This is a genomic window from Bradyrhizobium sp. Ash2021 (assembly GCF_031202265.1).
In the GTDB taxonomy this organism is placed as follows: Bacteria; Pseudomonadota; Alphaproteobacteria; order Rhizobiales; family Xanthobacteraceae; genus Bradyrhizobium.
This window is the reverse complement of record NZ_CP100604.1, coordinates 2,797,547-2,820,933: the sequence shown is the minus strand read 5'-3', so window position 1 is coordinate 2,820,933 and position 23,387 is coordinate 2,797,547. Positions and strand designations below refer to the sequence as shown.

General features: G+C 63.6%; 20 protein-coding genes. 12 read left to right on the top strand and 8 right to left on the bottom strand.

All coding sequences use genetic code 11. The features are described from left to right. Positions 1-86: 86 nt before the first annotated feature. Together NL528_RS13600 and NL528_RS13595 are read right to left on the bottom strand one after the other, a co-directional pair. Positions 87-515 (bottom strand): hypothetical protein, encoded by a 429-nt coding sequence (locus NL528_RS13600; RefSeq protein ID WP_309183165.1) that lies wholly within the window; start codon positions 513-515, stop codon positions 87-89. 139 nt (positions 516-654) lie between these two features. Then, positions 655-4,131, bottom strand: a complete 3,477-nt coding sequence (locus tag NL528_RS13595) for an indolepyruvate ferredoxin oxidoreductase family protein (RefSeq protein ID WP_309183164.1) — start codon at positions 4,129-4,131, stop codon at positions 655-657. Positions 4,132-4,351: 220 nt separating this feature from the next. On the opposite strand from NL528_RS13595, the gene NL528_RS13590 reads away from it, so the two are divergent. The 3 genes from NL528_RS13590 to NL528_RS13580 all read left to right on the top strand — a co-directional run bounded on the left by NL528_RS13590 (position 4,352) and on the right by NL528_RS13580 (position 6,716). Continuing rightward, a complete protein-coding gene (locus tag NL528_RS13590; protein ID WP_309183163.1) occupies positions 4,352-5,296 on the top strand; it encodes a hypothetical protein in 945 nt (314 codons plus the stop codon). Positions 5,297-5,359: 63 nt separating this feature from the next. Beyond that, positions 5,360-5,914, top strand: coding sequence for a carboxymuconolactone decarboxylase family protein (locus tag NL528_RS13585; RefSeq protein ID WP_309183162.1), 555 nt, complete (start codon positions 5,360-5,362; stop codon positions 5,912-5,914). A 1-nt stretch (position 5,915) separates the two neighbouring features. Then, positions 5,916-6,716 carry an SDR family NAD(P)-dependent oxidoreductase gene (locus tag NL528_RS13580; protein ID WP_309183161.1) on the top strand — a complete coding sequence of 267 codons (801 nt, stop codon included), beginning with the start codon at positions 5,916-5,918 and terminating at the stop codon, positions 6,714-6,716. Between the two features lie 9 nt (positions 6,717-6,725). Here the strand turns inward: NL528_RS13580 and NL528_RS13575 are convergent, their stop codons facing one another. Beyond that, the gene (locus tag NL528_RS13575) at positions 6,726-9,911 is read right to left on the bottom strand and encodes a multidrug efflux RND transporter permease subunit (RefSeq protein WP_309183160.1); all 3,186 of its coding nucleotides are present in this window, start codon (positions 9,909-9,911) and stop codon (positions 6,726-6,728) included. Between the two features lie 23 nt (positions 9,912-9,934). Next, positions 9,935-11,179, bottom strand: a complete 1,245-nt coding sequence (locus tag NL528_RS13570) for an efflux RND transporter periplasmic adaptor subunit (protein ID WP_309183159.1) — start codon at positions 11,177-11,179, stop codon at positions 9,935-9,937. 103 nt (positions 11,180-11,282) lie between these two features. Here NL528_RS13570 and NL528_RS13565 point away from each other — a divergent pair, with 103 nt between their 5' ends. Beyond that, on the top strand, positions 11,283-11,885 hold the full coding sequence (locus NL528_RS13565; protein ID WP_309183158.1) for a TetR/AcrR family transcriptional regulator: 603 nt from the start codon (positions 11,283-11,285) through the stop codon (positions 11,883-11,885). 145 nt (positions 11,886-12,030) lie between these two features. Continuing rightward, positions 12,031-12,255 (top strand): hypothetical protein, encoded by a 225-nt coding sequence (locus NL528_RS13560; RefSeq protein ID WP_309183157.1) that lies wholly within the window; start codon positions 12,031-12,033, stop codon positions 12,253-12,255. A gap of 16 nt (positions 12,256-12,271) precedes the next feature. On the opposite strand, the gene NL528_RS13555 is transcribed toward NL528_RS13560, so the two are convergent. Next, entirely contained in the window at positions 12,272-12,883 is a 612-nt protein-coding gene (locus NL528_RS13555; RefSeq protein ID WP_309183156.1) for a pyridoxamine 5'-phosphate oxidase family protein, read from the bottom strand. 198 nt (positions 12,884-13,081) lie between these two features. Between NL528_RS13555 and msrA the strand changes: the two genes are divergently transcribed. Both msrA and NL528_RS13545 read left to right on the top strand, forming a co-directional pair. After that, positions 13,082-13,594 (top strand): peptide-methionine (S)-S-oxide reductase MsrA, encoded by a 513-nt coding sequence (gene msrA / locus NL528_RS13550; protein WP_309183155.1) that lies wholly within the window; start codon positions 13,082-13,084, stop codon positions 13,592-13,594. A gap of 136 nt (positions 13,595-13,730) precedes the next feature. Continuing rightward, positions 13,731-14,981 carry a multidrug effflux MFS transporter gene (locus NL528_RS13545; RefSeq protein ID WP_309183154.1) on the top strand — a complete coding sequence of 417 codons (1,251 nt, stop codon included), beginning with the start codon at positions 13,731-13,733 and terminating at the stop codon, positions 14,979-14,981. Between the two features lie 165 nt (positions 14,982-15,146). Here the strand turns inward: NL528_RS13545 and NL528_RS13540 are convergent, their stop codons facing one another. Continuing rightward, positions 15,147-16,016 carry an alpha/beta hydrolase gene (locus tag NL528_RS13540; RefSeq protein WP_309183153.1) on the bottom strand — a complete coding sequence of 290 codons (870 nt, stop codon included), beginning with the start codon at positions 16,014-16,016 and terminating at the stop codon, positions 15,147-15,149. 402 nt (positions 16,017-16,418) lie between these two features. Here NL528_RS13540 and NL528_RS13535 point away from each other — a divergent pair, with 402 nt between their 5' ends. The 3 genes from NL528_RS13535 (at position 16,419) to NL528_RS13525 (ending at position 19,391) form a co-directional block, all read left to right on the top strand. Next, on the top strand, positions 16,419-16,571 hold the full coding sequence (locus tag NL528_RS13535) for a hypothetical protein (protein ID WP_309183152.1): 153 nt from the start codon (positions 16,419-16,421) through the stop codon (positions 16,569-16,571). Positions 16,572-16,636: 65 nt separating this feature from the next. Continuing rightward, a complete protein-coding gene (locus NL528_RS13530) occupies positions 16,637-17,587 on the top strand; it encodes a hypothetical protein (RefSeq protein WP_309183151.1) in 951 nt (316 codons plus the stop codon). 211 nt (positions 17,588-17,798) lie between these two features. Continuing rightward, a complete protein-coding gene (locus NL528_RS13525; protein WP_309183150.1) occupies positions 17,799-19,391 on the top strand; it encodes an alkaline phosphatase family protein in 1,593 nt (530 codons plus the stop codon). A gap of 247 nt (positions 19,392-19,638) precedes the next feature. Here NL528_RS13525 and NL528_RS13520 read toward each other — a convergent pair whose 3' ends face one another. Then, positions 19,639-20,277: a hypothetical protein gene (locus NL528_RS13520; protein WP_309183149.1), complete on the bottom strand. Its 639-nt coding sequence runs from the start codon at positions 20,275-20,277 to the stop codon at positions 19,639-19,641. A 438-nt stretch (positions 20,278-20,715) separates the two neighbouring features. On the opposite strand from NL528_RS13520, the gene NL528_RS13515 reads away from it, so the two are divergent. Further along, complete coding sequence (locus NL528_RS13515) at positions 20,716-21,159, top strand: hypothetical protein (protein ID WP_309183148.1); 444 nt, start codon at positions 20,716-20,718, stop codon at positions 21,157-21,159. A gap of 127 nt (positions 21,160-21,286) precedes the next feature. On the opposite strand, the gene NL528_RS13510 is transcribed toward NL528_RS13515, so the two are convergent. Further along, positions 21,287-22,348 carry a 2-dehydropantoate 2-reductase gene (locus NL528_RS13510; RefSeq protein ID WP_309183147.1) on the bottom strand — a complete coding sequence of 354 codons (1,062 nt, stop codon included), beginning with the start codon at positions 22,346-22,348 and terminating at the stop codon, positions 21,287-21,289. Between the two features lie 244 nt (positions 22,349-22,592). Here NL528_RS13510 and NL528_RS13505 point away from each other — a divergent pair, with 244 nt between their 5' ends. Continuing rightward, positions 22,593-23,381, top strand: a complete 789-nt coding sequence (locus tag NL528_RS13505) for an alpha/beta fold hydrolase (protein ID WP_309183146.1) — start codon at positions 22,593-22,595, stop codon at positions 23,379-23,381. Positions 23,382-23,387 lie beyond the last annotated feature (6 nt).

The window sequence follows — 23,387 nt, the reverse complement described above, 5'->3', positions numbered from 1 at the left end:
GAATCATGACGAAAGATGCCCGCTCAACTTGACTCCCGACTTACGGTTTTACGACAGATGGATGACTCGCAGCGAAGACGAAAGCCTTACCGCTGCCAGTTGCAGATGCCGCCGGACCTGCACGGCCAGGTCTGGATCCGCGTATCGCGCGCCTGCGCATCGAGCGGATTGCTGTGCCGCTTCGCAAGCTTGACGCGGGCCGCGCCGCGCGAATGTTCGTTGACGCGCGCCGCGCCGCGCGGATGCTCGACGTGCGCAACCGTCACCTTGGTCGTGCGGACGATCTTGCGATCGGCGCTCAGTTCGCCGCGCGCTCCGTCGCGGCGCTCGGCCTTGGCTTCGACCGGAACCGGCGCGAATTCGGTATCCGGGCCGAGACGCTTCGGCGACAATATCGCCTTGGAGAGGTCGAGGCCGAGGAACTCATCAGGACGGTAGTCATCAGCCATCGCCAGGCCGCTCAAAGCCAAAAGCCCGGTACAAAGCGCGACGGCAAAAGTGCTTTTCAGGACCATCTGCGGCCTCCTGAAATGACTAAAAATCCAACAGACATCATGTAGGGAGCCGGCCCGGCAATGCCAGCCGATCCTGCCGGCAAGGTTACCGGTGCACCACGCCGTCAGCGGAAAGTTCCCGCGGCCGGTGAAACCGGCCCTATTCGGCGGCTTCCGCCGCGACGGGCTGCCCGAGGGCGCTTTCGAGCCGCGCGCATTCCTGGCGATAGCGCGCAACATTGGCTTCCTTGACGTGGCCATAGCCGCGCACCTGCTCCACCGCTTTCGCCAGCGCCACCAGCCGTAGCCAGTCGATCGGCTTCTTGCCATCGAGATGCCCGAGGATCATCGCCGAATACTCGCCCGGCAGCGCCCGCTCCATCCGGCGCTCGGCGGTGTAACCGAAGATGTCGAACGCCGTGCCGCGCAGCGACTTGAGGCGCGCCAGCATCTTGAACGCGCCGAATACCCACGGACCGAACTCGCGCTTGCGCAGATGTCCGGTGGTCTTGTCGCGTTGCGCCAGCAGCGGCGGCGCGAGGCTGACCTTGACGCCGGGATTGCCGTCGAACTGCTCCTTCAGCGCCTTTGCGAATTCGCCGTCGGTATAAAGCCGCGCCACCTCATATTCGTCCTTGTAGGCCATCAGCTTGAACAGGCCTTTGGCAAACGTCTCGGTCAGTTCATGCGATCCGGGCGCGGCCAACAGTTCGGCGGCGCGAACGCGCTCGACCTGCGCGAGATAGCGCGCCGAATAGGCCTCGTCCTGGTAGTCGGCGAGGAATTTTGCGCGGAAGGCGATCGCCTCATCAAGCGTCCGCTTGACCGGCGCCGCGCCTGAATTCTTGAAGCGCGCGGCGCTGACCACGCGTTGCAGATCGTGCGCGGCGAGCCGGCCCCACGAGAACGCCAGCCTGTTCATCTCGATCGCGGCGCCATTGAGCTCGATCGCCTTCATGATTGCTTCCAGCGACAGCGGAATGGTACCGCGCTGGAACGCAAAGCCGAGCATGAAGGAATTGGTGGCGATGCTGTCGCCCATCAGCGCGGTGGCAAGGCCGGTGGCGTCGAGGATGTCGAGATCGGACGCGCTGACGGCCTCGTTGAGCGAATTGCGCATCGCGCCGGCTTCGAAATCGATGTCGGGATTCATCACGAAGCTGGCGGTCGGCAGCAGATCGACATTGACGATCGCCCGCGTGACCCCGCGCTCGGCCCGGCTCAGCGCCGGAATACTGGTGGCGACCACGATGTCGCAGCCGAGGATGAGGTTGGCGCCGCCCGGCGCAATACGGACGGTTGAGAGATCGTCCGGCGATGGCGCGATGCGGACGTGGCTCATGACCGCGCCGTTCTTCTGCGACAGGCCGGTGAAGTCGAGCGTCGAGCAGGCCTTGCCGTCGACATGGGCGGCCATGCCGAGCAGCGCGCCGATGGTGATGACGCCGGTGCCGCCGATACCGGTGACCAGGATATTGAAGGCGCCATCCAGCGCCGGCACCGAAGGCAGCGGCAAATCAGCGAACAGCGCCGACGGATCGGCCGCGGTGCGGTCGGCTTTGCGCAGCTTGCCGCCATGCACGGTGACGAAGCTCGGGCAGAAGCCCTCGATGCAGGAAAAATCCTTGTTGCAGTTCGACTGGTCGATCCGCCGCTTGCGGCCGAGCTCGGTCTCCAGCGGCTGCACCGAGACGCAATTGGAAGTTTGCGAGCAGTCGCCGCAGCCTTCGCAGACGCGCTCGTTGATGAAGACGCGCTTCGGCGGATCCGGATAGAGCCCGCGCTTGCGGCGCCGGCGCTTTTCCGCCGCGCAGGTCTGGTCGTAGATCAGGACCGAGAGACCTTTGACATCGCGCAATTCCTTCTGCACGGCATCAAGGTCACGGCGGTGATGCACGGTGGCGCCGGCCGGAAAATAATTCGCCGGATATTTCTCGGGCTCGTCGGAGACAATAGCCAGGCGCTTCGCACCCTCGGCCGAAACCTGATGCGCGATTTGCGACACCGTCAAGCCGCCCTCGGCGGGCTGGCCGCCGGTCATTGCGACCGCGTCGTTGTAGAGGATCTTGTAGGTGATGTTGACGCCCGCGGCTGCAGCGGCGCGCAGCGCCAGCAGGCCCGAATGGGTGTAGGTGCCGTCGCCGAGATTCTGGAACACGTGCTGCTCGGTGGTGAACGGCGCCTGGCCGATCCAGGTGACGCCCTCCGCGCCCATATGCGAGATCGTCGCGGTCCGGCGGCTCGGCACCGAGAGCGCCATGCCGTGACAACCGATGCCGGCCATCGCGCGGCTGCCCTCGGGCACCTTTGTCGAGGTGTTGTGCGGGCAGCCCGAACAGAAATACGGGGTGCGCTGCAGCTTTGCCGCGCCGCCCGCATCGGCGGGCCGGTCGAACGCCTCAAGCTTGGCAAGGCGCTGTTCCAGCGCGGGGCTGCGATGCCCGAGCTTGCGCAACCGCGCGACAACCGCAGCAGCTACCATCGTCGGCGTCAATTCGCCTTCGCTCGGCAACAGGGGCGCGCCGGTCTCGTCGCGCTTACCGACGACGGACGGGCGTCTTGAAGCGTCAATGTTGTAAAGAATACGAAGGAGCTGATCTTCGATAAAACCGCGCTTCTCCTCGACCACGAGCACGTCCTGCAGGCCCTCGGCAAAGGCACGGGCGCCGGCCTGCTCCAGCGGCCAGGTCAGCGCCACCTTGTAGATGCGTAGCCCCAGCGCCTGCGCTTCCGCATCCGATATGCCGAGATCGGCCAGCGCCTGCCTGAGATCGAGATAGGCTTTTCCGGTCGCCATGATGCCGAGCCGGGCCGGCTTGCTATCCAGCACGATCCGGTCGAAGCGATTGGCACGGGTAAAGGCCGCGACCGCGTCCATCTTCGGGCCGTGCAGCCGGCGCTCCTGATCGAGCGGCGCATCGGGCCAGCGGATACTGAGCCCACCCGGCGGCATCTCGAAATCGTCGGGCATGATGATCTTGATGCGGTCAGGGTCGCTCACGATCGAGGCCGAGCTTTCCACCGTCTCGGAGATCGCCTTGAAGCCGACCCAGCAGCTGGAATAACGCGACAGCGCAAAGCCGAGGATGCCGAGATCGAGATAATCCTGCAGCGTGGCGGGATTGACCACCGGCATCAGCGCCGCCGCAAACACCTGTTCGCTCTGATGGGCGAGCGTCGAGGACTGGCAACCATGGTCGTCGCCGGCGAGCGCAATCACACCGCCATTAGGCGAGGTGCCGGCCGAGTTGGCATGCTTGAGTGCATCGATGGAACGGTCGACGCCGGGCCCCTTGCCGTACCAGATGCCGAACACGCCATCGACCCTGGCGCCGGGAAACATTCCGACCTGCTGGCTGCCCCACACCGCGGTCGCCGCCAGATCTTCGTTGAGGCCCGGCGCGAATTCGATGTCGTGCCCTTTGAGGAAGGACTTTGCGCGCCACAGCGCGTGATCGTACATGCCGAGCGGCGAGCCGCGATAACCGGAGATGAAGCCTGCGGTGTTGAGACCCTGCGCGCGATCGCGTTCGCGCTGCAGCATCGGCAACCGGACCAGCGCCTGCGTACCGGACAAAAATATGCGCTTCGCATCCAGCCGGTACTTGTCGTCCAGCCCAACTTCCATCAACGCCATTGCCTGTTCCCCGTCCGCATCAGCCGTTTCGTTTCTTGCCGGTTGTTCCAACCGGTCTCGTTCGGAAACAGAATGCACCGGTTTTGCTATGCATGCACAGCCCCAATCCATGGCTGCAGGGCATATCTGGCGCGCGCGGTGTCCGGCGATGGCCCCTTGCCGAAACCACGCATCTTTGAAACGCTGGCGGTAAAGGGAGAGACCCAAGGAAAGGCGAAGGATGACGTCAGCGGCGTTTAATACCGAGATAACGGAGCGCGACAATGCGCTGTTCGGGCCGTGGCGGCGGCCGGCGCAGATGCTCCACGCCCAGGTCTACGACTCCCACGCGTCGATCCACGACGATGCCACCGCGCAAAAACTGGGCTTTCAGGGCGGCACCATCGAGGGGCCGACCCATTTCAGCCAGTTCGCGCCGCTCTGCGAGAAAATCTGGGGCAAGGCGTGGTTCGAAACCGGCTGCCTGTCAGCGCATTATCGCAACCCCGCCTTCGAGGGCGAGGAGGTGCAGGCGAACATAGCAACGCCGAAGCCGGGCGAAAAATCCTGCGCGATCGGGATGACCAAACGTGACGGCACCGAGATCCTGCGCGGCACCGCGTCGGTCGGCCAGGACGGAACCGAGACGGCGCTGCATCAGCGGCTCGGGGAATTGAAGCCGCTCGCCGATCCCGTGATCCTCGGCGATCTCACGGTCGGCATGAAGACCGGCCGGCAGACCGTCAAAATGGATTTCGACCAGAACATGGGCGATCTCTATCCGTTTTCGCTGCGCGAAAAGCTGAAGGTCATCACCGAGCCATCAGCCTATTATTCCGGAAGCGACAATCCCTGGGGCCGGCCGATCGTCCCCATGGAGATGCTGAGCGTGCTGTTTCAATACCGCGCGCGCGAGGACCGCTTGCCGGTCCGCGGCCCCGCCGTCGGACTGTTCGCGGACCAGGAAATCCGGTTATTGCGCGGTCCGATTTTCGTCGGCGAGAGCTACACTACCGAGCGCGAAGTGGTCGCGCTCTCGGGCAGCCGCCGCACCGAGAGCATGTGGGTGCGCACCACGGCGTTCGCCGCCGACGGCAAGCCGGTCGCCACCATGCTGCTCAACCTCGCCAGCATCAAGGATTCCTACGCCAATTACCAGCGCGAGCACAAAGAGCTCTATGGCTGACTGAAAACAACTTCGTCGCATCGGGCATCGCGATGCGATCGCGCCAACAAGGACAACAACAATATGGCCCGCCTGCCCTACCTCGAAGCCGATCAGGTCGCCCCCGAATATCGCGACATGCTCAAGCGCAACACCAATCTGCACAAGCTACTGGTCAACTCGCCCGACATGGCCCGCGCCTTCTCCGGCATCGGCGGCTATATCCGCCACAAGAGCAAGCTCGACCCGCGCTTGCGGGAGCTTGCGATCCTGCAGGTCGGTTGGATGGAAAAATCCGAATATGAGTTCACGCATCACGTGAAGATCGGCAAGGATTTTGGCGTCACCGACGACGACATCCAGGGCATGATGGCCGACACTGAGGGCAAACCCTCGAAGCTGGAACCGCTGGCGAAAGCGATTCTGAGAGGCGCGCGCGAAATGGTGCGCGAGCTTGCGATGTCGGACAAGACTTTCGCCGAGATCAAGCAGGAACTCTCCAACGAGCACATGACCGATCTCGTGCTCACCATCGCCTTCTACTGCGCCGTGGTCCGCGTGCTCGCGACCATGAAGATGGACAACGAACCCTATTACAAAGAGGTACTGCAACAGTACCCGATCCCGGGAGTGGAATGAGATGCGCCTGAAAGATCGTGTCGCCATCGTGGTCGGCGCCGGCCAGAGCCCCGGCGAGGGCATCGGCAACGGCCGCGCCACGGCCCTTACCTTCGCGCGCGAAGGCGCAAAAGTGCTGTGCGTCGATCACCATCTCGAATCCGCCCAGGAAACCGTCGACATGATCGCGGCCAAAGGCGGCACGGCGGTCGCCTTCAAGGCCGACGTCACCAAAGATGCCGAGATCAAGGCGATGGTGGCCGACGCGCACAAACGCTGGGGCAGCATCGATATCCTGCACAACAATGTCGGCGTCAGCCTGTCGGGCGGCGACGCCGAACTGCTCGACATCACCGAAGAGGCCTTCGACCGCTGCGTCGCGATCAACCTCAAGAGCTGCATCCTCGCCGCCAAGCACGTGATCCCGATCATGCGGGCGCAAAACAGCGGCAGCATCATCAACATCTCCTCGATGGCCGTGATCACGACGTATCCTTACGTCGCCTACAAGGCGACCAAGTCGGCGATGGTCGCCTTCACCGAACAGCTCGCCTACCAGAACGCGCAGTACGGCATCCGCGCCAACGTCATCCTGCCCGGCCTGATGAACACACCGATGGCGGTCGACACCCGCGCCCGCGAATTCAACAAGAGCCGCGCCGAGGTCGAGGCCGAGCGCGACTCCAAGGTGCCGCTGCGCAAGAAGATGGGCACCGCCTGGGACGTCGCCAATGCCGCGCTGTTTCTGGCGTCCGACGAAGCGAGCTTTATTACCGGGGTGACCTTGCCGGTCGATGGCGGCGCGAGCGTGCGGCGGGGGTAATAGCCCCGATCACGCGGCGTGGGCTTTCCCGGCAATGGTGCTGCCTTCGCCGTGATGCGTCAGCGGTTTCATGCCGGTGGCGCTGCGTAGCAGCACGTAGAACACCGGCGTCAGGAACAGGCCGAAGACCGTCACGCCGATCATGCCGGAGAACACGGCGACGCCCATGGCGCGGCGCATTTCCGAGCCCGCGCCGGTCGACAGCACCAGCGGCAGCACGCCCATGATGAACGCCATCGACGTCATCAGGATCGGGCGAAGACGCAGGCGGCTGGCTTCGATCGCCGCGCGAATCGGCGAACGCCCAGCGAATTCGAGCTCGCGCGCGAATTCGACGATCAGGATGGCGTTCTTGGCCGACAGACCCACCAGCACGATCAAGCCGATCTGCGTGAAGACGTTGTTGTCTCCCTTCGACAGCCAGACCCCGAACATCGCGGCCAGCAAACCCATCGGCACGATCATGAGGATCGCCAGCGGCAGCGTGAGGCTTTCATAGAGCGCGGCCAGCACCAGGAAAACGAGCAGAATGGCCAGCGGAAAAACCCACATGCCGGAATTGCCCGCGATGAACTCCTGATAAGTCAGGTCGGTCCATTCGAAGGCAAAGCCGGGCGGCAGCGTTTCCGCCGCGATACGTGTCGCCGCCTCCTGCGCCTGCCCGGACGAATATCCGGGTGCCGCGGCGGCGTTGATGTCGGACGACAGGAAACCGTTGTAGCGGATGGCGCGTTCCGGACCGGCGCTTTGACGAATCTTGAGCAATGCCGAGAGCGGGACCATGTCGCCGGACGCGGAGCGCACTTTTAACTGGCGGATGTCATCCGCTCGCGCGCGGAACGGCGCGTCGGCCTGGACATAGACCGAATAGGTCCGGCCGAATTTGTTGAAGTCGTTGACGTAGAACGAGCCGAGATAGATTTGAAGCGTGTTGAAAACCTCGGTCACGGGCACGCCGAGCTGCAGCGCCTTGGTCCGGTCGATATCGGCGAACAGCTGCGGGACGTTGACCTGGAAGCTCGAGAACAGCCCGCCGATCTCCGGCGCCTTGGACATTGCCGCCATGTAGGCCTTGGTCGCTTCGTTGAGCGCCTCGTAGCCGAGCCCTGCCCGATCCTCGATCTGCAGCTTGAATCCGCCGATGGTGCCAAGACCGTTGACCGGCGGCGGCGGGAACATGGCGATGAACGCCTCCTGGATGCCGGCATATTTCTTGTTCAGGTCGGCTGCGATCGCATTGCCGCTGAGCGCGGGTTCCTTGCGCTCGTCGAACGGCTTCAGCGTCGAGAATACGATGCCGGCATTCGAGGAGTTGGTGAAGCCGGAGATCGACAGCCCGGGAAATGCCACCGAGCTCTGCACGCCGGGCTGCGTCAGCGCGACGTCGCTCATCTTGCGAATGACTTCCTCGGTGCGATCTAGCGTCGCGCCGTCCGGCAGCCGCGAGAAGCCGACCAGATATTGCTTGTCCTGGCCGGGCACAAAGCCGCTCGGCACCTGCTTGAACAGCACGGCCGTGGCACCCACCAGCACGACATATAATCCGATAACGATGGCTTTGCCGAAGATCACGCCGGTCACGCTGCGACTGTAGTTTTCCGACGAGCGGGTGAATGCGCGGTTGAAGCCGCGGAAGAACCAGCCCAAGGCCTTGTCGAGGATACGGGTCAGCCCGTCCTTGGGTTCGTCGTGCCCCTTCAAGAGAAGGGCCGCCAGCGCCGGCGACAGCGTCAGCGAGTTGACCGCCGAGATCACGGTCGAGATCGCAATGGTCAGCGCGAACTGCTTGTAGAACTGGCCGGTCAGGCCGCTGATGAAGGCGAGCGGTACGAACACCGCAATCAGCACCATTGCGATGGCGATGATTGGCCCCGACACTTCCTTCATCGCCTGGTAGGTCGCGTCGCGCGGCGACAGGCCGGATTCAATGTTGCGCTCCACGTTCTCGACCACGACGATGGCGTCGTCGACCACGATGCCGATCGCCAGCACCAGTCCAAACAGGCTGAGCGCGTTGATCGAAAAGCCGAAGACATGCATGACCGCGAACGTGCCGACGATCGATACCGGCACCGCCAGCAGCGGGATGATCGATGCCCGCCAGGTCTGCAGGAACAGGATCACCACCAGAACGACCAGCGCCACCGCTTCCAGCAGCGTGTGGATCACGGCTTCGATCGACGAGCGGACGAACTGGGTCGGATCGTAAACGATCTGGTATTCGACGCCTTCCGGCATGTTCTTCTTGATCTCGGCCATCGTCGCACGAACGCTGTCCGATATCTGCAGCGCATTCGAACCCGGGGCTTGAAAGATCGGAATGGCCACGGCCTGCTTGTTGTCGAGCAGTGAACGCAGGCCGTATTCCGATGCACCGAGTTCGATGCGCGCGACGTCACGCAGCCGCGTCACCTCGCCGCGCGCCCCGGCCTTGACGACGATGTCACCGAATTGCTCCTCGGTGGAAAGGCGGCCTTCCGCGTTGACGGAAAGCTGGAGGTCGAGACCCTTGACGCTGGGCGATGCACCGACCACGCCGGCTGCGGCTTCGACGTTCTGCGCCTGGATCGCCTTGACGATGTCGTTGGCGGTCAGCCCGTGTTCCGCGGCTTTCTGCGGATCGACCCACACCCGCATCGAATAGTCGCCGGCGCCATAGAGCTGGACATCGCCGACGCCGTCGATCCGCGCCAGGCGGTCCTTGACGTTGAGCACGGCGTAATTGCGCAAATACGTCATGTCGTAGCGGTTGTTCGGCGACAACAAATGCACGACCATCGTGAGGTCGGGTGAGCTCTTCTTGGTGATGATGCCGAGCTGGCGGACCACCGCCGGCAACCGCGGTTCGGCCTGTTGCACCCGGTTCTGCACCAGTTGCTGCGCCTTGTCGGGATCGGTGCCGAGCCGAAACGTCACGGTCAGCGTCATAGCGCCATCGGTGGTCGCCTGGCTGCTCATGTAGAGCATGCCCTCGACACCGTTGATCTGCTCCTCGATCGGGGTGGCGACCGTCTCGGCGATGACCTTGGGATTTGCGCCGGGATAGCTCGCGCGCACCACCACCGACGGCGGCACGACGTCCGGGTATTCCGAGATCGGCATCGAAACCAGCGAGATCAGGCCGGCGAGGAAAATCAATATCGACAGCACGCCCGCGAAGATCGGCCGGTCGATGAAGAATTTTGACAGATTCATGGTACGCCCCCGGACGGAAATCGCTAGCGCTGCGCGACGCGCTGGTTGTCGTCGGCCGAAGCGCGCTGCGCGCCGTGCCCGCCCATCTCGGCCACTTCCGATTTCAACAGCGCGCCCGGACGGACGCGCTGCAGCCCGTTGACGACGACACGGTCGCCGGACTGCAGCCCCGAGGTCACGATGCGCAGGCCTTCGACAGAACCGCCGAGCGTGATCGAACGATAGAGCGCGCGATTGTCCGACCCGACGACCATGACGAATTTCTTGTCCTGGTCGGTGCCGATCGCCCGCTCATCGACCATAACGAGCGTCTGCGCGCGCGGCTGCCCCATGCGCACGCGCGCGAACTGGCCCGGGATCAGGCGGCCGTCTTCGTTCTTGAACGTGGCGCGCACGCGGATCGTGCCGCTTTGACCGTTGACCAAATTATCGATCAGCTGGATGTGGCCCTTGACGATGGTCCCGCTGGAAGTGGACATCTCGACCGGGATCTGGTCGAGATTGCCGCGCTTGCCGGAGGTGTCCGCGATCGAGTTCAATGCGCGCAGCACAACGTCTTCGTCCGCATCGAAGCTCGCATAGATCGGGTTGACCGATACCAGCGAGGTCAGCACCGGCGATGATGTTCCGGCCGCGACCAGATTACCGACCGTTACTTCGAATTTGCCGACGCGGCCGTCGACGGGGGCGCGGACCTCGGTGTAGTCGAGGTTCAACCTTGCGGTTTGCAGCGTGGCTTCAGCGGCCTTCACATTGGCGATGGCTTCGCGATTGGCGTTGTCGCGCTGGTCGTAATCACGCCGGGTGACGACATTGTTGCCGACCAACTGCGCACCGCGCTCGAGTTCGCCGGCCGTGAACACGACGCGCGCTCTCGCCGCTTCAAGTTGAGCCTGGGCCTTGTCGACTTCGGCGGCGTAGGGCGCCGGATCGATCTTGAACAGCACGTCGCCGGCCTTCACCAGCGCGCCCTCGGTAAAGTTGGTCGAAAGAATTGCGCCGGCGACGCGCGGACGCAGTTCGACGCGATTGACCGCTTCGAGCCGTCCGGAAAAATCGTCCCACAGACTGGTCTGACGCGGCTCGACGACGGCGACCGTGACGGCAACGGCTTGTTCCGGAGTAGCGGAACCGGCCGTCGCCTGCGCGGCATGGAAATAGTGGCCGGTCGCGACCGAGCCGGCGGCAACGACAGCGCCAACAACGGCCAGGCCTCCGACAACGCGTCGGAACCGGCTGAAACGGGGGAAAACGGGGGATGGGGGCATTGTCGCGCTCCAGAAATGTAGTGTTCACTACAGATGTGGAGCTGGACGCCGGTCGTCAAGGCACTTATGTATCGGATACTAAGAAAATGCCGAGGAGGATGCAATGGCCATGGGACGTCCCCGCGCCTTCGATGCCGACGCGGCGTTGGACGAAGCGATGGAAGTGTTTTGGCGGCACGGTTACGAGGGCGCGACAATCGCGCAACTCACTGATGCGATGGGAATAAATCCGCCCAGCCTGTACGCGGCTTTCGGTAGCAAGGAAGGGCTGTTGAAGGCAGCGCTCGACCGCTACAGCGGCAGGCGCGCGGCCTTCATGGAAGATGTTCTGAACGCACCGACGGCCCGCGCCGTCGCCGAAAAAATGCTGATGGGGATTGCCGATACCCAGACCGATCCGGCCAATCCGCCGGGTTGTCTGCTGGTCCAGGGCGGCCTGGCCTGCGGCACGGGATCGGAAAACGTCCCGTTCGAACTGGCCGCGCACCGGGCCCAGACGGAAGATCAGCTCCGCCAGCGGTTCGCGAAAGCCAAGGCCGACGGCGACCTGACAGCCACGGCAGACCCCTCCGCGCTCGCGCGTTATCTTTCGGCTGTCACCGTCGGCATGGGCGTGATGGCATCTTCAGGCGCCGATCGTGAGGCCCTGCGCCAGGTCGCCGTCGTTTCGCTGAAAGCGTTCGACGAGCAATCAGCGGCGCGATGAAGCGTCCGCGATTTGATTTGTTTGCAATGACACGATGATGTGAGGACATATCCCCGCAAGCCGGAATCCTGACTCGTTCTGGTCGCAAGAAATTCATGTGCGCCCGGTATCACGCACCACGGGAACTCCGGGAGTCCGACACACCATGAACAACGAATTCGATTACGAACTCACACCCTATCAGTGGGAAGTGTTGAGAGCGTTGCGTGCACCTGCAGCAAACCCCTCGAGAATAAGAAAGTCTGCGATTGAAAGTCTGTCCGCGTTCGGCTTCGTCGCCGTGCGTGGCGATTCGTTTGTCATTACGCCACTCGGCCGCAAGGTCCTGATCCGGGGATCGTCACAATTATTGCACGACATCGCGGCATGATGTCGCTGCTCGTCCGTCACCACATCGTCTGTCGTGCCCGCTCCGGCCATTCACGGTCGTATTGCTCGCCGCCGACCTTGTTCTCGCTCATCTCGGCGAGGATCTGGCCCGGCGTCGGCAAGCTCTTGGGATCGACCCGCTTGTCGGGATTCCAGAGATCGGAGCGAACGATGGCGCGCGCGCACTGAAAATAAATCTCGTCTACCGTCATGACGATGACCGTGCGCGGCGCCTTGCCCTCCATCTTGAACGAAGCCAGCAAATCGGGATCTGCCGAGACGTGAGCCCGGCCGTTGATACGCAGCGTGGTACCGGAGCCGGGTATCAGGAACATCAACGCAACGCGGGGATCGCGCACGATGTTGCGCAACGAATCGACGCGGTTGTTGCCGCGGCGATCCGGCATCATCAGGGTCTTGTCGTCGTGAATGCGGACGAAGCCGGGCAGATCGCCGCGCGGCGAGCAATCCAGCCCCTCCGCCCCGCAGGTCGCCAGCGCCGCGAACGGCGATTTGTTGATCAGGACGCGATAGGCCGGCGTGACCCGGTCCGCGACCTTCACCGTCGATGCGTCGTTCGGATGGCCGTAGATCGCCTCGAGCTGCTCGATGGTCGCGATGACAGACATGGTCGCCTCCCGATTTCCCGGGTCTGATATCGCGTAGCGCAGCCAACGGCAATTGCCGGACCAGCCCCACTCAGCCGGCTTGCGCCCGCGCATGAAATCTCGATGATGGCGGGCGCCATGTTTCCCAGGCGATCGGCGGTTGAACCTGCCCGCCGAAAACCCCAAATAGAACCGGCCGACCGAACAGGGAGAACTGAAATGACCGAGAAGACCGAGCGGGCCGTCCTTGCCGGAGGTTGCTTTTGGGGCATGCAGGACCTGATCCGCAAAATGACTGGCGTCCTTTCCACCCGCGTCGGCTACTCCGGCGGCGATGTCGCCAACGCCACCTACGAAAACCACGGCACCCATGCCGAAGCCATCGAGATCATCTTCGATCCGCGGCTACTGAGCTATCGGCAGCTTCTCGAGTTCTTTTTCCAAATCCACGATCCCTCGACGCGCAACCGCCAGGGCAATGACATCGGGATGAGCTACCGCTCGGCGATCTTCTACACCAGTCCCGAGCAGGAGCGCGTCGCCCGCGACACCATCGCGGATGTCGACGCCTCCGGTATCTGGCCCGGCAAGGCTTCAACCGAAGTCGCGCCGGCGCGCGAATTCTGGGAAGCCGAGCCTGAACATCAGGATTATCTCGAACGCTATCCGGACGGCTACACCTGCCATTTCGTCCGCCCGGGCTGGCGCTTGCCGCAGCGCAAGGCCGGATAGAGGCTTGGCCTGGGTGCGGTTGCCTTGGCAGCCGTACCCCGTCACCTCCCCCGCCGCCGAGGGTCTGCCATCCCCTGACGGTCATTGTGCATCGCAGCAAAAGCGATACATTCCCGGCCTGGAATGAGGTCGCCAAGTGTCTGAAATCAATGCCGATGCCTGGGTGTCATCCTCAGGCCACCGCCCGATGGGCTTTCCCGAATTCGTTGTCATCATCGCATCCATCATGGCGCTGAACCCGCTGGCGATGGACATGATGCTGCCGGCGCTGCCGGACATCGCTTCCGCGTTCCACATTACGATCGCCAACCGCCCGCAGATGGTGCTGTCCACCTTCCTGATCGGCTTCGGCGTCGGGCAGTTCGTGATCGGGCCGTTGTCCGACCGTTTTGGCCGCCGGCCGGTGTTGCTGGGCGGCATGACGCTCTACTGCATCGCCAGCGTGCTGGCGATCGCTGCCCCCTCCTTCGAGACATTGCTGCTCGCGCGCGCACTGCAGGGCCTTGGCACGTCCGCCACCCGCGTGATCGCCACCTCGATCGTGCGCGACTGCTACGCCGGCCGGCGCATGGCCAGCGTAATGTCGCTGGCGATGATGGTCTTCATCGCCGTGCCCGTGGTCGCGCCTTCGTTCGGCCAGGCGGTGCTGCTGCTGACGCAGTGGCGCGGCATCTTCATCGTGCTGATGGTCTATGGCGCGGCCGCGCTGATCTGGAGCGCGCTGCGCATGCCGGAGACGCTGCCTAAGTCGCAGCGCCGATCGCTTGCGGTTCGCGAGGTGCTCGGCGCCTTCCGCCAGACCGTGACCAACCGCCAGACGCTCGGCTATGCGCTCGCGGCCGGCGGCGTCATGGGCTCGCTGTTCGCCTACGTGTTCACCGCCCAGCAGGTGTTCACCGAAATCTATCACCTCGGGCATTATTTCCCGATCGCCTTCGCGGCGATCGCGATCGGCACCGCCATCGCCGGCTTTCTCAACTCGAGATTCGTCGGCCGGCTCGGCATGCGCGTGATCTCGCATGGCGCGCTGGTGGCATTCGCCGCCGTGGCCGGAACCATGCTGGTAGCTGAAAAAATGCACATGCTGCCGTTGCCGCTGTTCATGGCGCTGTCGGCCCTGATGATGTTTTCGTTCGGGCTGATGATCGCGAATTTCACCGCGCTGGCGATGGAGCCGCAGGGCCATATCGCCGGCACCGCCTCGTCGCTGTACGGATCGATCACCACCCTGCTCGGCATCGGCATCGGCGTCACCATCGGCCAGGATTACGACGGCACGCTGCTGCCGTTCGCGACCGGCTTCTTCCTCTGCACGCTGGCCGCACTCGGCGTGGTGCTGGTGGTGGAAAAGGGTCGGCTGTTCCGGCCGCATCAGTGGAAGGTGTAGTCGATTCACCTCGCCCCGCTTGCGGGGAGAGGTCGGATTGCGAAGCAATCCGGGTGAGGGGGACTCTCCACGACTGAACTCGTGGAGAGTCCCCCTCACCCCGACCCTCTCCCCGCAAGCGGGGCGAGGGAGAAGTGGTCCCGCCGCTTCAACCTGTGACCGCCGCTATTGACCGAGAAACCTCTTGATCAGCTCCCGCACTTCATCCGGCTTGTCGTGCTGCAGCCAGTGGCCGGCGCCCTTTATCTTGGCCAATTCGGCCTGCTTGAAATGCTTCAACACGCCGGCTTTCTCGGGATCGGGCAGAAAACTCTCGCTGGCGCTGACCAGCAGCGTCGGACACGCAATGCGCGACCACAGCTCGACATGGTCTTCGAGCGACAGCCGGTAGGGCGCGCGGGCGCGCAAATAGGGATCGAACTTCCAGCTATAGGTGCCGTCTTCATTCCGTTTCAGGCCGTGGGTCGCAAGATGCATCGCCTGTGCGCGCGTCAGCCGCGGGTTACGATGCAGGATTCGCTCGGCGCCGTCGGCGACCGACGCATAGCGGTGGATTTTCCGTTGCGCGAACTTGTCGAGATCGCCGGCCCAGTCGGCGATCCTGACGTCGGCGGGCTTGACCCGTCTGGCCGGAAAATTGGTCACGCCGTCGAGCACGACCAGCCGGGATACCGCTTTCGGAAATGCGCCGGCATAGGTCAGACTGACCATGCCTCCCATCGAATGGCCGACCAGCGCGACCTGCTCGAAGCCCGCGGCCTTCACCAGGCCGGTCAGGTCGTAGACGTGATCGGCCAGGCTGTAGCTGCTGCCGGTCGCCCAAGCGGACTGGCCGTGGCCGCGAAGATCGGGCGCCACGACATGAAAATTCGCCCGCAACGCCTGCGCCAGATGATCCCAGCTGCGGGCATGATCGAGACCGCCGTGAACCAGGATCAGCGGCGGCGCTGAAGGGTTACCCCAATCGGTGAAGTGAAGCCGAAGCCCCTGCGACTGATAATAGCGCGATTCCGGCGCGTCCGATGTGGCGTCCATGGCGCCTACTTAACGGCTGGGCTGGTGCCGGTCCAGCGCCGCGATCGTGTGGCGACGGCATTCGGAAATGCCTGCGCCCCGGGTCTGCGAGCTAACCGAGCCTCGCAGCGTCAACGCTCGCACGCGTGTTGCGCTCGCAAGACCTCTTTGACCTCGTCATCTTCGAGGGCGTCCTGACGGCGACATTCGTCGGATATGAATGCCTGTTGGTCGGGAGCTCCGGAGGGCTTGCACCGGCTGGCGGGCTTCGCGCCGCCGATCGCTTGGTTGCTGGCAGCGCCAGCTTTCGGGTCTGTCATGCGTCATCCCAACAAGTTCCGGGCAAAGCCCGGGCATCGAATGACCGCGCCGTCACGGCATGGCCTGCGAGCGGGCGACATGCCCGGCCGGAGGGAGCGCGCCTTGAGCGAAATCAACGATCCTCCCCATCTGGTCCCGGAAGCCCGTAGCCCGCAAGCCCAAAAACAGCCTGCTATCCACGATGAGGCGGGACCGGAAAGGGAGAAGTTCGCCGATCACTCGCCGGCAACCGCCGCACACAAATTTTTGTCGTGACTGGCCGCGATTTGTGACAGAACTACTACAATCAAGTGTCAGTTCGGTTACACGCGGAGCGGTCCATGAGTTTGGAATGGCGGGCGCAGTCGAGTTCCGCATCACGTTCGCTGGCCTGGTCGAATCCCCTGGCCTGGTGGTGGGGCCTGTTGACCCTGGTCAGCGGCGTCAATATCGCGGCCTGGTTCCTGCTGTACCGCCAGCTCCAGCCGGCCGGCAATCCCGGCAGCACATCCAGCATCGGGCTCATGCTGCTGCTCTCTGCGGCCTATGTTTTCGGCTGCGCCTTCAGGTCGTTCCTGCCGCGAGCGGATGTGCAGCGGATCTGCCTGTTCGACCATTGGCTGTCGAGCGTCGTCGTCGGCCGGTCGGTCGCCACCGTCGCCGAGGTCGCCTTCGCGGCGCAGTGGGCGATTATCCTGCACCAGCTCGGCACCATGACGGGAGCGGACACCACCTTGAACGCCGCATGGGTGATCGTGCCGCTGATCCTGATCGCGGAATGCTTCTCATGGCATGCGGTGCTGACCACCCACTATTTGCACAACGCCATCGAAAATTCCCTATGGGCCGTCGCCTTCTTCATCGTCGGGATCGGTCTTTGCCGGCTGCTGCCGGAGTTCGATGGTCCGGTTCGCGTGATCCTCGCGATCACGCTAGTCGGGATTGCCTGTTATCTGGCGTTTCTCATCACGATCGACGTCCCGATGTATCTGAGCCGGTGGCGGGCCGGCATTGCCGATGGCAGCAAGCGTCTCGGACCGCTCGAAGGTCTCCGTGACGTGAGCGCGCGCTGGGTCGTGACGCACGACCTTGCCGAATGGAAGGACGAGATCGCCTGGATGTCGCTTTATTTCAGCGCCGCGGTCTGGGCCAGCCTCGCCCTGTGCGTTTGCTGCTCGCTCGGCGATCAACTGCCGCGCTATCGTACCGACGCGACGGTCGCAAGCCGGCCGTCGGACGCGCCGGCCGTCGTTGGCAAGCCGCAGCCGGTATTGGCGGGACACGGCTTTTAGGCGCACAGGCGCGGATTGCGCCGGAGCCTGCGATCGGGCCGCGCCTTGCGCGGATCCGTCGGGCGGGTCCGCCGTACGCGCTGCGAACCGGCGCCTTGCGCCGGCAAAAAGTTCTTCAAAATTCGACGCGCCGAAAGCTCCGTCATCACCGTGAAATGTAGGGCTGCGACACTCACCGTCCTTCAATGAAGATTCCGGAGACAATAATATCATGACTTTCAAGGAAACGACCCTCGGCCTGCTGGCCGGGCTGGCTTTTGGCGCGACCGCACAGGCGGCCGATATCGACCACGTCCTGCTGATCAGCGTGGACGGACTGCACGCCCTCGACGTCGCGCGCTATATCGAAAGCCATCCGAACTCCGCGCTGGCCGAACTGTCCAGCCATGGCATCACCTACAGCAACGCCCGCACGCCCGCGAATTCCGACTCGTTCCCCGGGCTGCTGGCGCTGGTGACCGGCGGGTCGCCCGTCTCCCACGGCCTGTTCTATGACGTCAGCTATGACCGCACGCTGTTTGACCCCAGCAATACGACCTGCCAGGGCGGCGCGGGCAATATGATGGTGTTCGACGAAAGCATCGACAAATACAACAGCAACAACGTCTCGCAGAACGTCATCGATCCGAGCAGGCTGCCGCGCGGACGGAACCAGTTCGGCCAGTGCGTTGCGGTCTATCCGCATGACGCGATCAGGACCAATACGATCTTCGAAGTCGTCAAGAGCAAGGGCGGCCGCACCGCATGGGCGGACAAGCATCCGGCCTACGACCTGGTCAACGGTCCGTCGGGCAAGGGCGTGGATGATCTCTACACGCCTGAGATCACCAACGTGAACGGCTTCGATGCCACCGTCAGCGTCGATTGCACGGTTGCGAACGACCAGCTGAAGGTCGCCGCCATCATCAAGCAAATCAACGGCTTCAACCATGACGGCACGCCCGCCGGCGGCGCACCTGTCGTGTTCGGAATGAACTTCCAGGCGGTGAGCGTCGGACAGAAGCTGGCCAAAGATGCCGGCGGTTGCCCGCAGGCCGGTCACGTCGGCCTGCCCGGCGGCTATGTCGATGGCGCCGGGACGCCGACGGCGGTGCTCGCCTACGGCCTGCAGAAGACCGACGAAGCCCTTGGCAGCATGATCCAGGCGCTCAAGACTCGTGGCCTGTATCAGTCCACGCTGTTCATCGTCGGTGCCAAGCATGGTCAGTCGCCGATCAACCCGGCCAAAATCAACAAGCCCGGCCATTTCGCCGACCTCGTTGCTGCGTTACCGGACGCCGCAACCAATCCGGGCGCACAGGCCATCGCCAGCGCCAACGCCTGCTCCACGGGTCCGTGCGGTTTCGTCCAGGATGACGACATCGCGCTGATCTGGCTGCAGGATCAAAGCAAGACCCAGGCGGCGATCGACTATTTGAACGTCAATGCCAAGGCCTTGTTCATTGATGAGGTGATGGGCGCCGATGAGCTGAAGCTGAAGTTCAACGATCCGGCGCACGACAGCCGCACGCCCGATATCCTCGTGCAGCCGGTCTACGGCACTGTCTACACGACGTCGACCAAGAAGAATTCCGAGCACGGCGGATTCAGCTTCGGCGACACCAACGTGGGGCTGATCGTTTCCAATCCGCGGCTGCCCGGCGTCACCTTGAAAACCCCGGTCGCAACCTCGCAGGTCGCGCCGACGATCCTGCAAGCGCTCCACATCGAACCCGAGACGCTCAATTCCGTGCGCGTCGAGCACACCGCGGTGCTGCCCGGCATCTGGGACAATCGCGGCGGCGACGAACAGCTGGGTCATTAGGATCGCTGAGCGTCAACACTGAAAAACAGCTGACACTGAGGGGCTCCATCACAACGGGGCCCCTCGGGTTCTTGGCGCGCACGTCATCCTGAGAGGCTGTGAAGCTATCTCGGACCTCATCCTGAGGAGCGGCGTCTTCGCCGCGTCTCGAAGGATGGCTGCGAGTCCACGTGTTGCGTCCATCCTCCGAGACGCTTGCGGAGTTTATCATCGGGCCGCGCTTCGCGCGGACCCGTTGGCAAGCTCATCAGTGACTGGATCTTTCCCGCCGTGATGGTGTCGTGGCCGACAGCAATATGCCGGCGTTCGAAGGCGGCGCAGGAACGTCGCCGGGCTGCGGCAAGGCGAGGATGACGGCCTCTTGATCCTTTTCCAGGGTCGCTTCGCGGCCTTGAACCGATCGCAGCTTCCAGCCCTGGTAGTCGTCGCCCATCTTCAGCCGCAGCGCTGCCTTGGTCGATTGGTCCAGAAAAATCCCGACCTTTTCGTAGCGGCCTATGATGGTGCCAACCAAAGTGAGTTTTGGACGTTCGGGGTCTTTCGGTTTCGGCGCGACGGCCGCCGGTTTCACCGCCGGAGCCACAGCGACCGCAGGGGGCCGCGGCCGCCGCGACGATGAGAAGATTGGCCGTTCGCGCGTGGCTGATAGTGCGGTGAGCGGGATGGTCCATAATGGATTGCCACTGGGCACTCGTCCCTGTGTTGGCGCGCGCGGGGGTTCGACGGCTTGGCCGCGTACGGCAGGCTCCTCGACGATGGTCGATTCCGCCGGAGATTCGACCGGGCGTGCATCGTAGGACAGTTCATCGGTGGCGTTGACGTTCAGCGCCGGGACACGGTGCGACGAACATGCCAGAGCCGCGATGCCGATCGCCAAGCTCAGCATCGCTCGGCCTCGAGCCCTTGCCGGGACGACGCCAGCAGAGTCCGCGGTTTGCGCGTTTCGCGAATTGGAGAATGTGGATGAGGCCCGGCTCGCGGGCAGATCGGCGAACAAAAACGGTATCCCAGTCTGGAGATCGTGGAGCACGCCGGGCGCGCCCGGCACGCAGCAGATACCCACGGCTGGTTATTGGCCCGAACTATGACATCCGTGCGAAACCGGCCGAGATACACAGCCAAATCATGGAACAAACCCGTTGTCCAAGGCATTCGGTTTGTCGGAAGGCGTGGATGAGCATCCCTCGCCGGTGGGAGCAAAATGCCGCGCCCGACACGTTAACGTTACATCTTAACTAATTATTAGTTATGCATTTGTGGCCACGAAACGCCGGGCCTAGCGTCGGTCGAGTACTGCTCAGTAACCAACGAATTGGTGCATGCCATGACGAGGATCTATGGGGCGCTTATCGCGTCCGTCAGCGTGGTAGCGCTTTTGCTTGCCACCAACGAAACCTTTGCCAGATCGGGAGGGGGACACGGTGGATTAACTTCCACGCGTTCGATTTCCCGCTCGGCAGCGTTCCTGCATCACCGCGCGTTCCTGCATCATCACCGCAGAAACAATGTGGAAGGCTTCTTCTGGCCTGCAGAGGGATCCTTCTACGAGCCATCGAATGGCGAACCCATCGGTGATGTTGCGCCACCGGCATCAGGCGACGTGCGTTACACCTCTACATATGATGTTCCCTGGGATTGGGCCCATCGATTTCCACCGGCCGTTGCACCTTCTGACCACCCCTATGTGTCGAGCTGCCCCACGGAGACTGTCACGGTTGCCGGGCGTGGCGGTGCCGACCAAACCATCAATGTCATCCGGTGCTATTGATCAGGTCTCTTCAGACGGGACAGGGCGTGCGCTGAAATCAGGGAAGCCGTCCGAGTGACGGCCCCTCCTGCTCGCCCGAGCATCATCTCCCACGCCATCGTGCCTGCGAAATGTTCGGCTGGGCGGCTCAGTTCAACCGCAATTCCGTGATGTGCCGCGGATCCGGGCTCAGCTCGTTACGTTCCACGCGCTTGACGATGTCGGTCAGCGCGGCATTGGCAGTGCAGGACAGGCCGAGTTTCTCGCCCTCGCGCACCACAAAACCGTTGAGGAACTCGATCTCCGTGCGCCGCCCTTTCTGCATGTCCTGGCCCATCGAGGGACGCTGCGCGGAGGCGGTGTGCTTGCCGTCCTTGAAACGCTGTTCGTCGCAGGCGCGCATCGCCGCCTCGTCGCCCTCGCCGGCACGCGCGATCGTCTCGGGCGGCAGGTGCAAGATCTCCTCCAGCTGATAGCCGAGCGCCTGGCCGACGCGGATCGCTTCGCTCCCGAGCCGGGTGGAGAAGCGGCGGATCGGCTCGTTTTGCAACATCTCTCCGCCGGTCAGACCCGTGCAGGCGGAGAGTCCGTTGCCGATGACGTTGGCGACCAGTTTCGACCAGCGCTCGCCCCACAGATTGGCGGTCACCTTGGCGCTGTCGGTGTAGCCGACCAGGCGGCAGATTTCCTCCGCCCGTGGCGTGATGCGGCCGTGCACTTCGCCGGCGCGAAATACGGTGTGCGCTGCCCCGTGCTTGCCGGCGCCGCGATGGATGTGGCCGGGCTCGGGCAGATTGACCGTGATGCTGCTGGCGATGCACCCCAGCGTCTTGCCCCAGCCGACGATGCCGGCGATGGTCTCTTCATTCATGCAGTTCTGCAGCGACACGACATAGCCGTCCGGCGCCAGATACTGCTGGATCAGCGTGGTCGCCCAGGCCGTGTCGTAGGACTTCATGCAGACGAAGGCGATGTCGACCGGCGTCTCCTTGGCGAGTTGCTGGGCGTCGGTGACGTGCAGCGCGCGCACCTGGACCGAGAATTCCGCGACGTCCTTGGCGTGGGTGACGCGCAGGCCATGCTTCCTCATGTGCTCGACGTGCTCGGGCCAGGGATCGATGAACGTCACGTCCTCGCCCGCCTGCACCATATGGGCGCCGGCATACCCGCCGACCGCCCCCGCCCCGACGATAGCTATCTTCCGACCCATGGTTTTCCCCCTGGCATTTTCTTCGGCCCGGACGCACCCGGTCCGCCAATCGTTGCAGGCCACTCTAGCGGATCTGCGCCATTCGCCAAACGCCCGCTCTGCAAAGCCGGTCGATCCCGGCTTCCACCATCCGCCCAACGCCGGTCGACCTCCGCCGTACGCCTCGGCCGGGTGAGCCTGAAACCTTTACGGGGCTGCGGGTTTCCTGAACAATGACCGGAGGGAGAGAAACCGGGAATGCTGAATGGATTTCATTGAATTGAACGGCGTCGGGCTACGCTACGAGCTAGGCGGCAAGGCTGACCGCACCGTGGTGCTGGTTCACGAGATGGGCGGCTCGCTCGAAAGCTGGGACGATGTCGCACCGCGATTGGCCGAATCTCGCCGCGTCTTGCGCTATGACACCCGCGGCGCCGGATTGTCGCAGAAGGCGCGCGGCGAACTCAGCCTCGATACCATGGCCGACGATATCGCAGCATCGCTCGATCATATCGGGATCGCCGGCAAGGTTGCGCTGGCGGGCATTGCCGTCGGCGGCGCTATCGCGCTGCATTTCGCCAGCCGATACCCTGCGCGCACCAGCGCCGTCGTGGTCGGCAGCCCGGCGACCGGCATCGCGCCCGATCGCCGCACTGCTGCCCTCGAACGCGTCGCAACGATCGAAGCCACCGGCATGGGATTCGCCGTCGAGGACGCGATGCAAAATGGCTATGCCCCGGAGCTTCGCGGCGACATCAGGCGGTTTGAGCGATACCGGGCGCGCTGGCTCGGCAACGATCCCGCGAGCTATGCGACGGTGTGGCGAATGCTGGCGAACGCGGACATGCAAGGCGAACTCGCCGGGTTGCGTTGTCCCGTGCTCGTGATCGGCGGCACTCTCGATCGCGTGCGCCCGCCGGCGCTTGCCGAAGCCGTGGCCAAAGCCATCCCCGGCGCGCGCTATACCGAAGTCCGCACCGGCCACTATACGGTGCAGACGCCTGACCTGATCGCCGATTGCATCGACGGTTTCCTGACGACGGCCGGTGCCTGACCGAAC

Bases quoted from the DNA above. Each gene is read 5' to 3' on its own strand.
- NL528_RS13600 (WP_309183165.1), bottom strand. From the start codon at position 515: ATGGTCCTGAAAAGCACTTTTGCCGTCGCGCTTTGTACCGGGCTTTTG.
- NL528_RS13595 (WP_309183164.1), bottom strand. From the start codon at position 4,131: ATGGCGTTGATGGAAGTTGGGCTGGACGACAAGTACCGGCTGGATGCG.
- NL528_RS13590 (WP_309183163.1), top strand. From the start codon at position 4,352: ATGACGTCAGCGGCGTTTAATACCGAGATAACGGAGCGCGACAATGCG.
- NL528_RS13585 (WP_309183162.1), top strand. From the start codon at position 5,360: ATGGCCCGCCTGCCCTACCTCGAAGCCGATCAGGTCGCCCCCGAATAT.
- NL528_RS13580 (WP_309183161.1), top strand. From the start codon at position 5,916: ATGCGCCTGAAAGATCGTGTCGCCATCGTGGTCGGCGCCGGCCAGAGC.
- NL528_RS13575 (WP_309183160.1), bottom strand. From the start codon at position 9,911: ATGAATCTGTCAAAATTCTTCATCGACCGGCCGATCTTCGCGGGCGTG.
- NL528_RS13570 (WP_309183159.1), bottom strand. From the start codon at position 11,179: ATGCCCCCATCCCCCGTTTTCCCCCGTTTCAGCCGGTTCCGACGCGTT.
- NL528_RS13565 (WP_309183158.1), top strand. From the start codon at position 11,283: ATGGCCATGGGACGTCCCCGCGCCTTCGATGCCGACGCGGCGTTGGAC.
- NL528_RS13560 (WP_309183157.1), top strand. From the start codon at position 12,031: ATGAACAACGAATTCGATTACGAACTCACACCCTATCAGTGGGAAGTG.
- NL528_RS13555 (WP_309183156.1), bottom strand. From the start codon at position 12,883: ATGTCTGTCATCGCGACCATCGAGCAGCTCGAGGCGATCTACGGCCAT.
- msrA (WP_309183155.1), top strand. From the start codon at position 13,082: ATGACCGAGAAGACCGAGCGGGCCGTCCTTGCCGGAGGTTGCTTTTGG.
- NL528_RS13540 (WP_309183153.1), bottom strand. From the start codon at position 16,016: ATGGACGCCACATCGGACGCGCCGGAATCGCGCTATTATCAGTCGCAG.
- NL528_RS13530 (WP_309183151.1), top strand. From the start codon at position 16,637: ATGAGTTTGGAATGGCGGGCGCAGTCGAGTTCCGCATCACGTTCGCTG.
- NL528_RS13525 (WP_309183150.1), top strand. From the start codon at position 17,799: ATGACTTTCAAGGAAACGACCCTCGGCCTGCTGGCCGGGCTGGCTTTT.
- NL528_RS13520 (WP_309183149.1), bottom strand. From the start codon at position 20,277: ATGCTGAGCTTGGCGATCGGCATCGCGGCTCTGGCATGTTCGTCGCAC.
- NL528_RS13515 (WP_309183148.1), top strand. From the start codon at position 20,716: ATGACGAGGATCTATGGGGCGCTTATCGCGTCCGTCAGCGTGGTAGCG.
- NL528_RS13510 (WP_309183147.1), bottom strand. From the start codon at position 22,348: ATGGGTCGGAAGATAGCTATCGTCGGGGCGGGGGCGGTCGGCGGGTAT.
- NL528_RS13505 (WP_309183146.1), top strand. From the start codon at position 22,593: ATGGATTTCATTGAATTGAACGGCGTCGGGCTACGCTACGAGCTAGGC.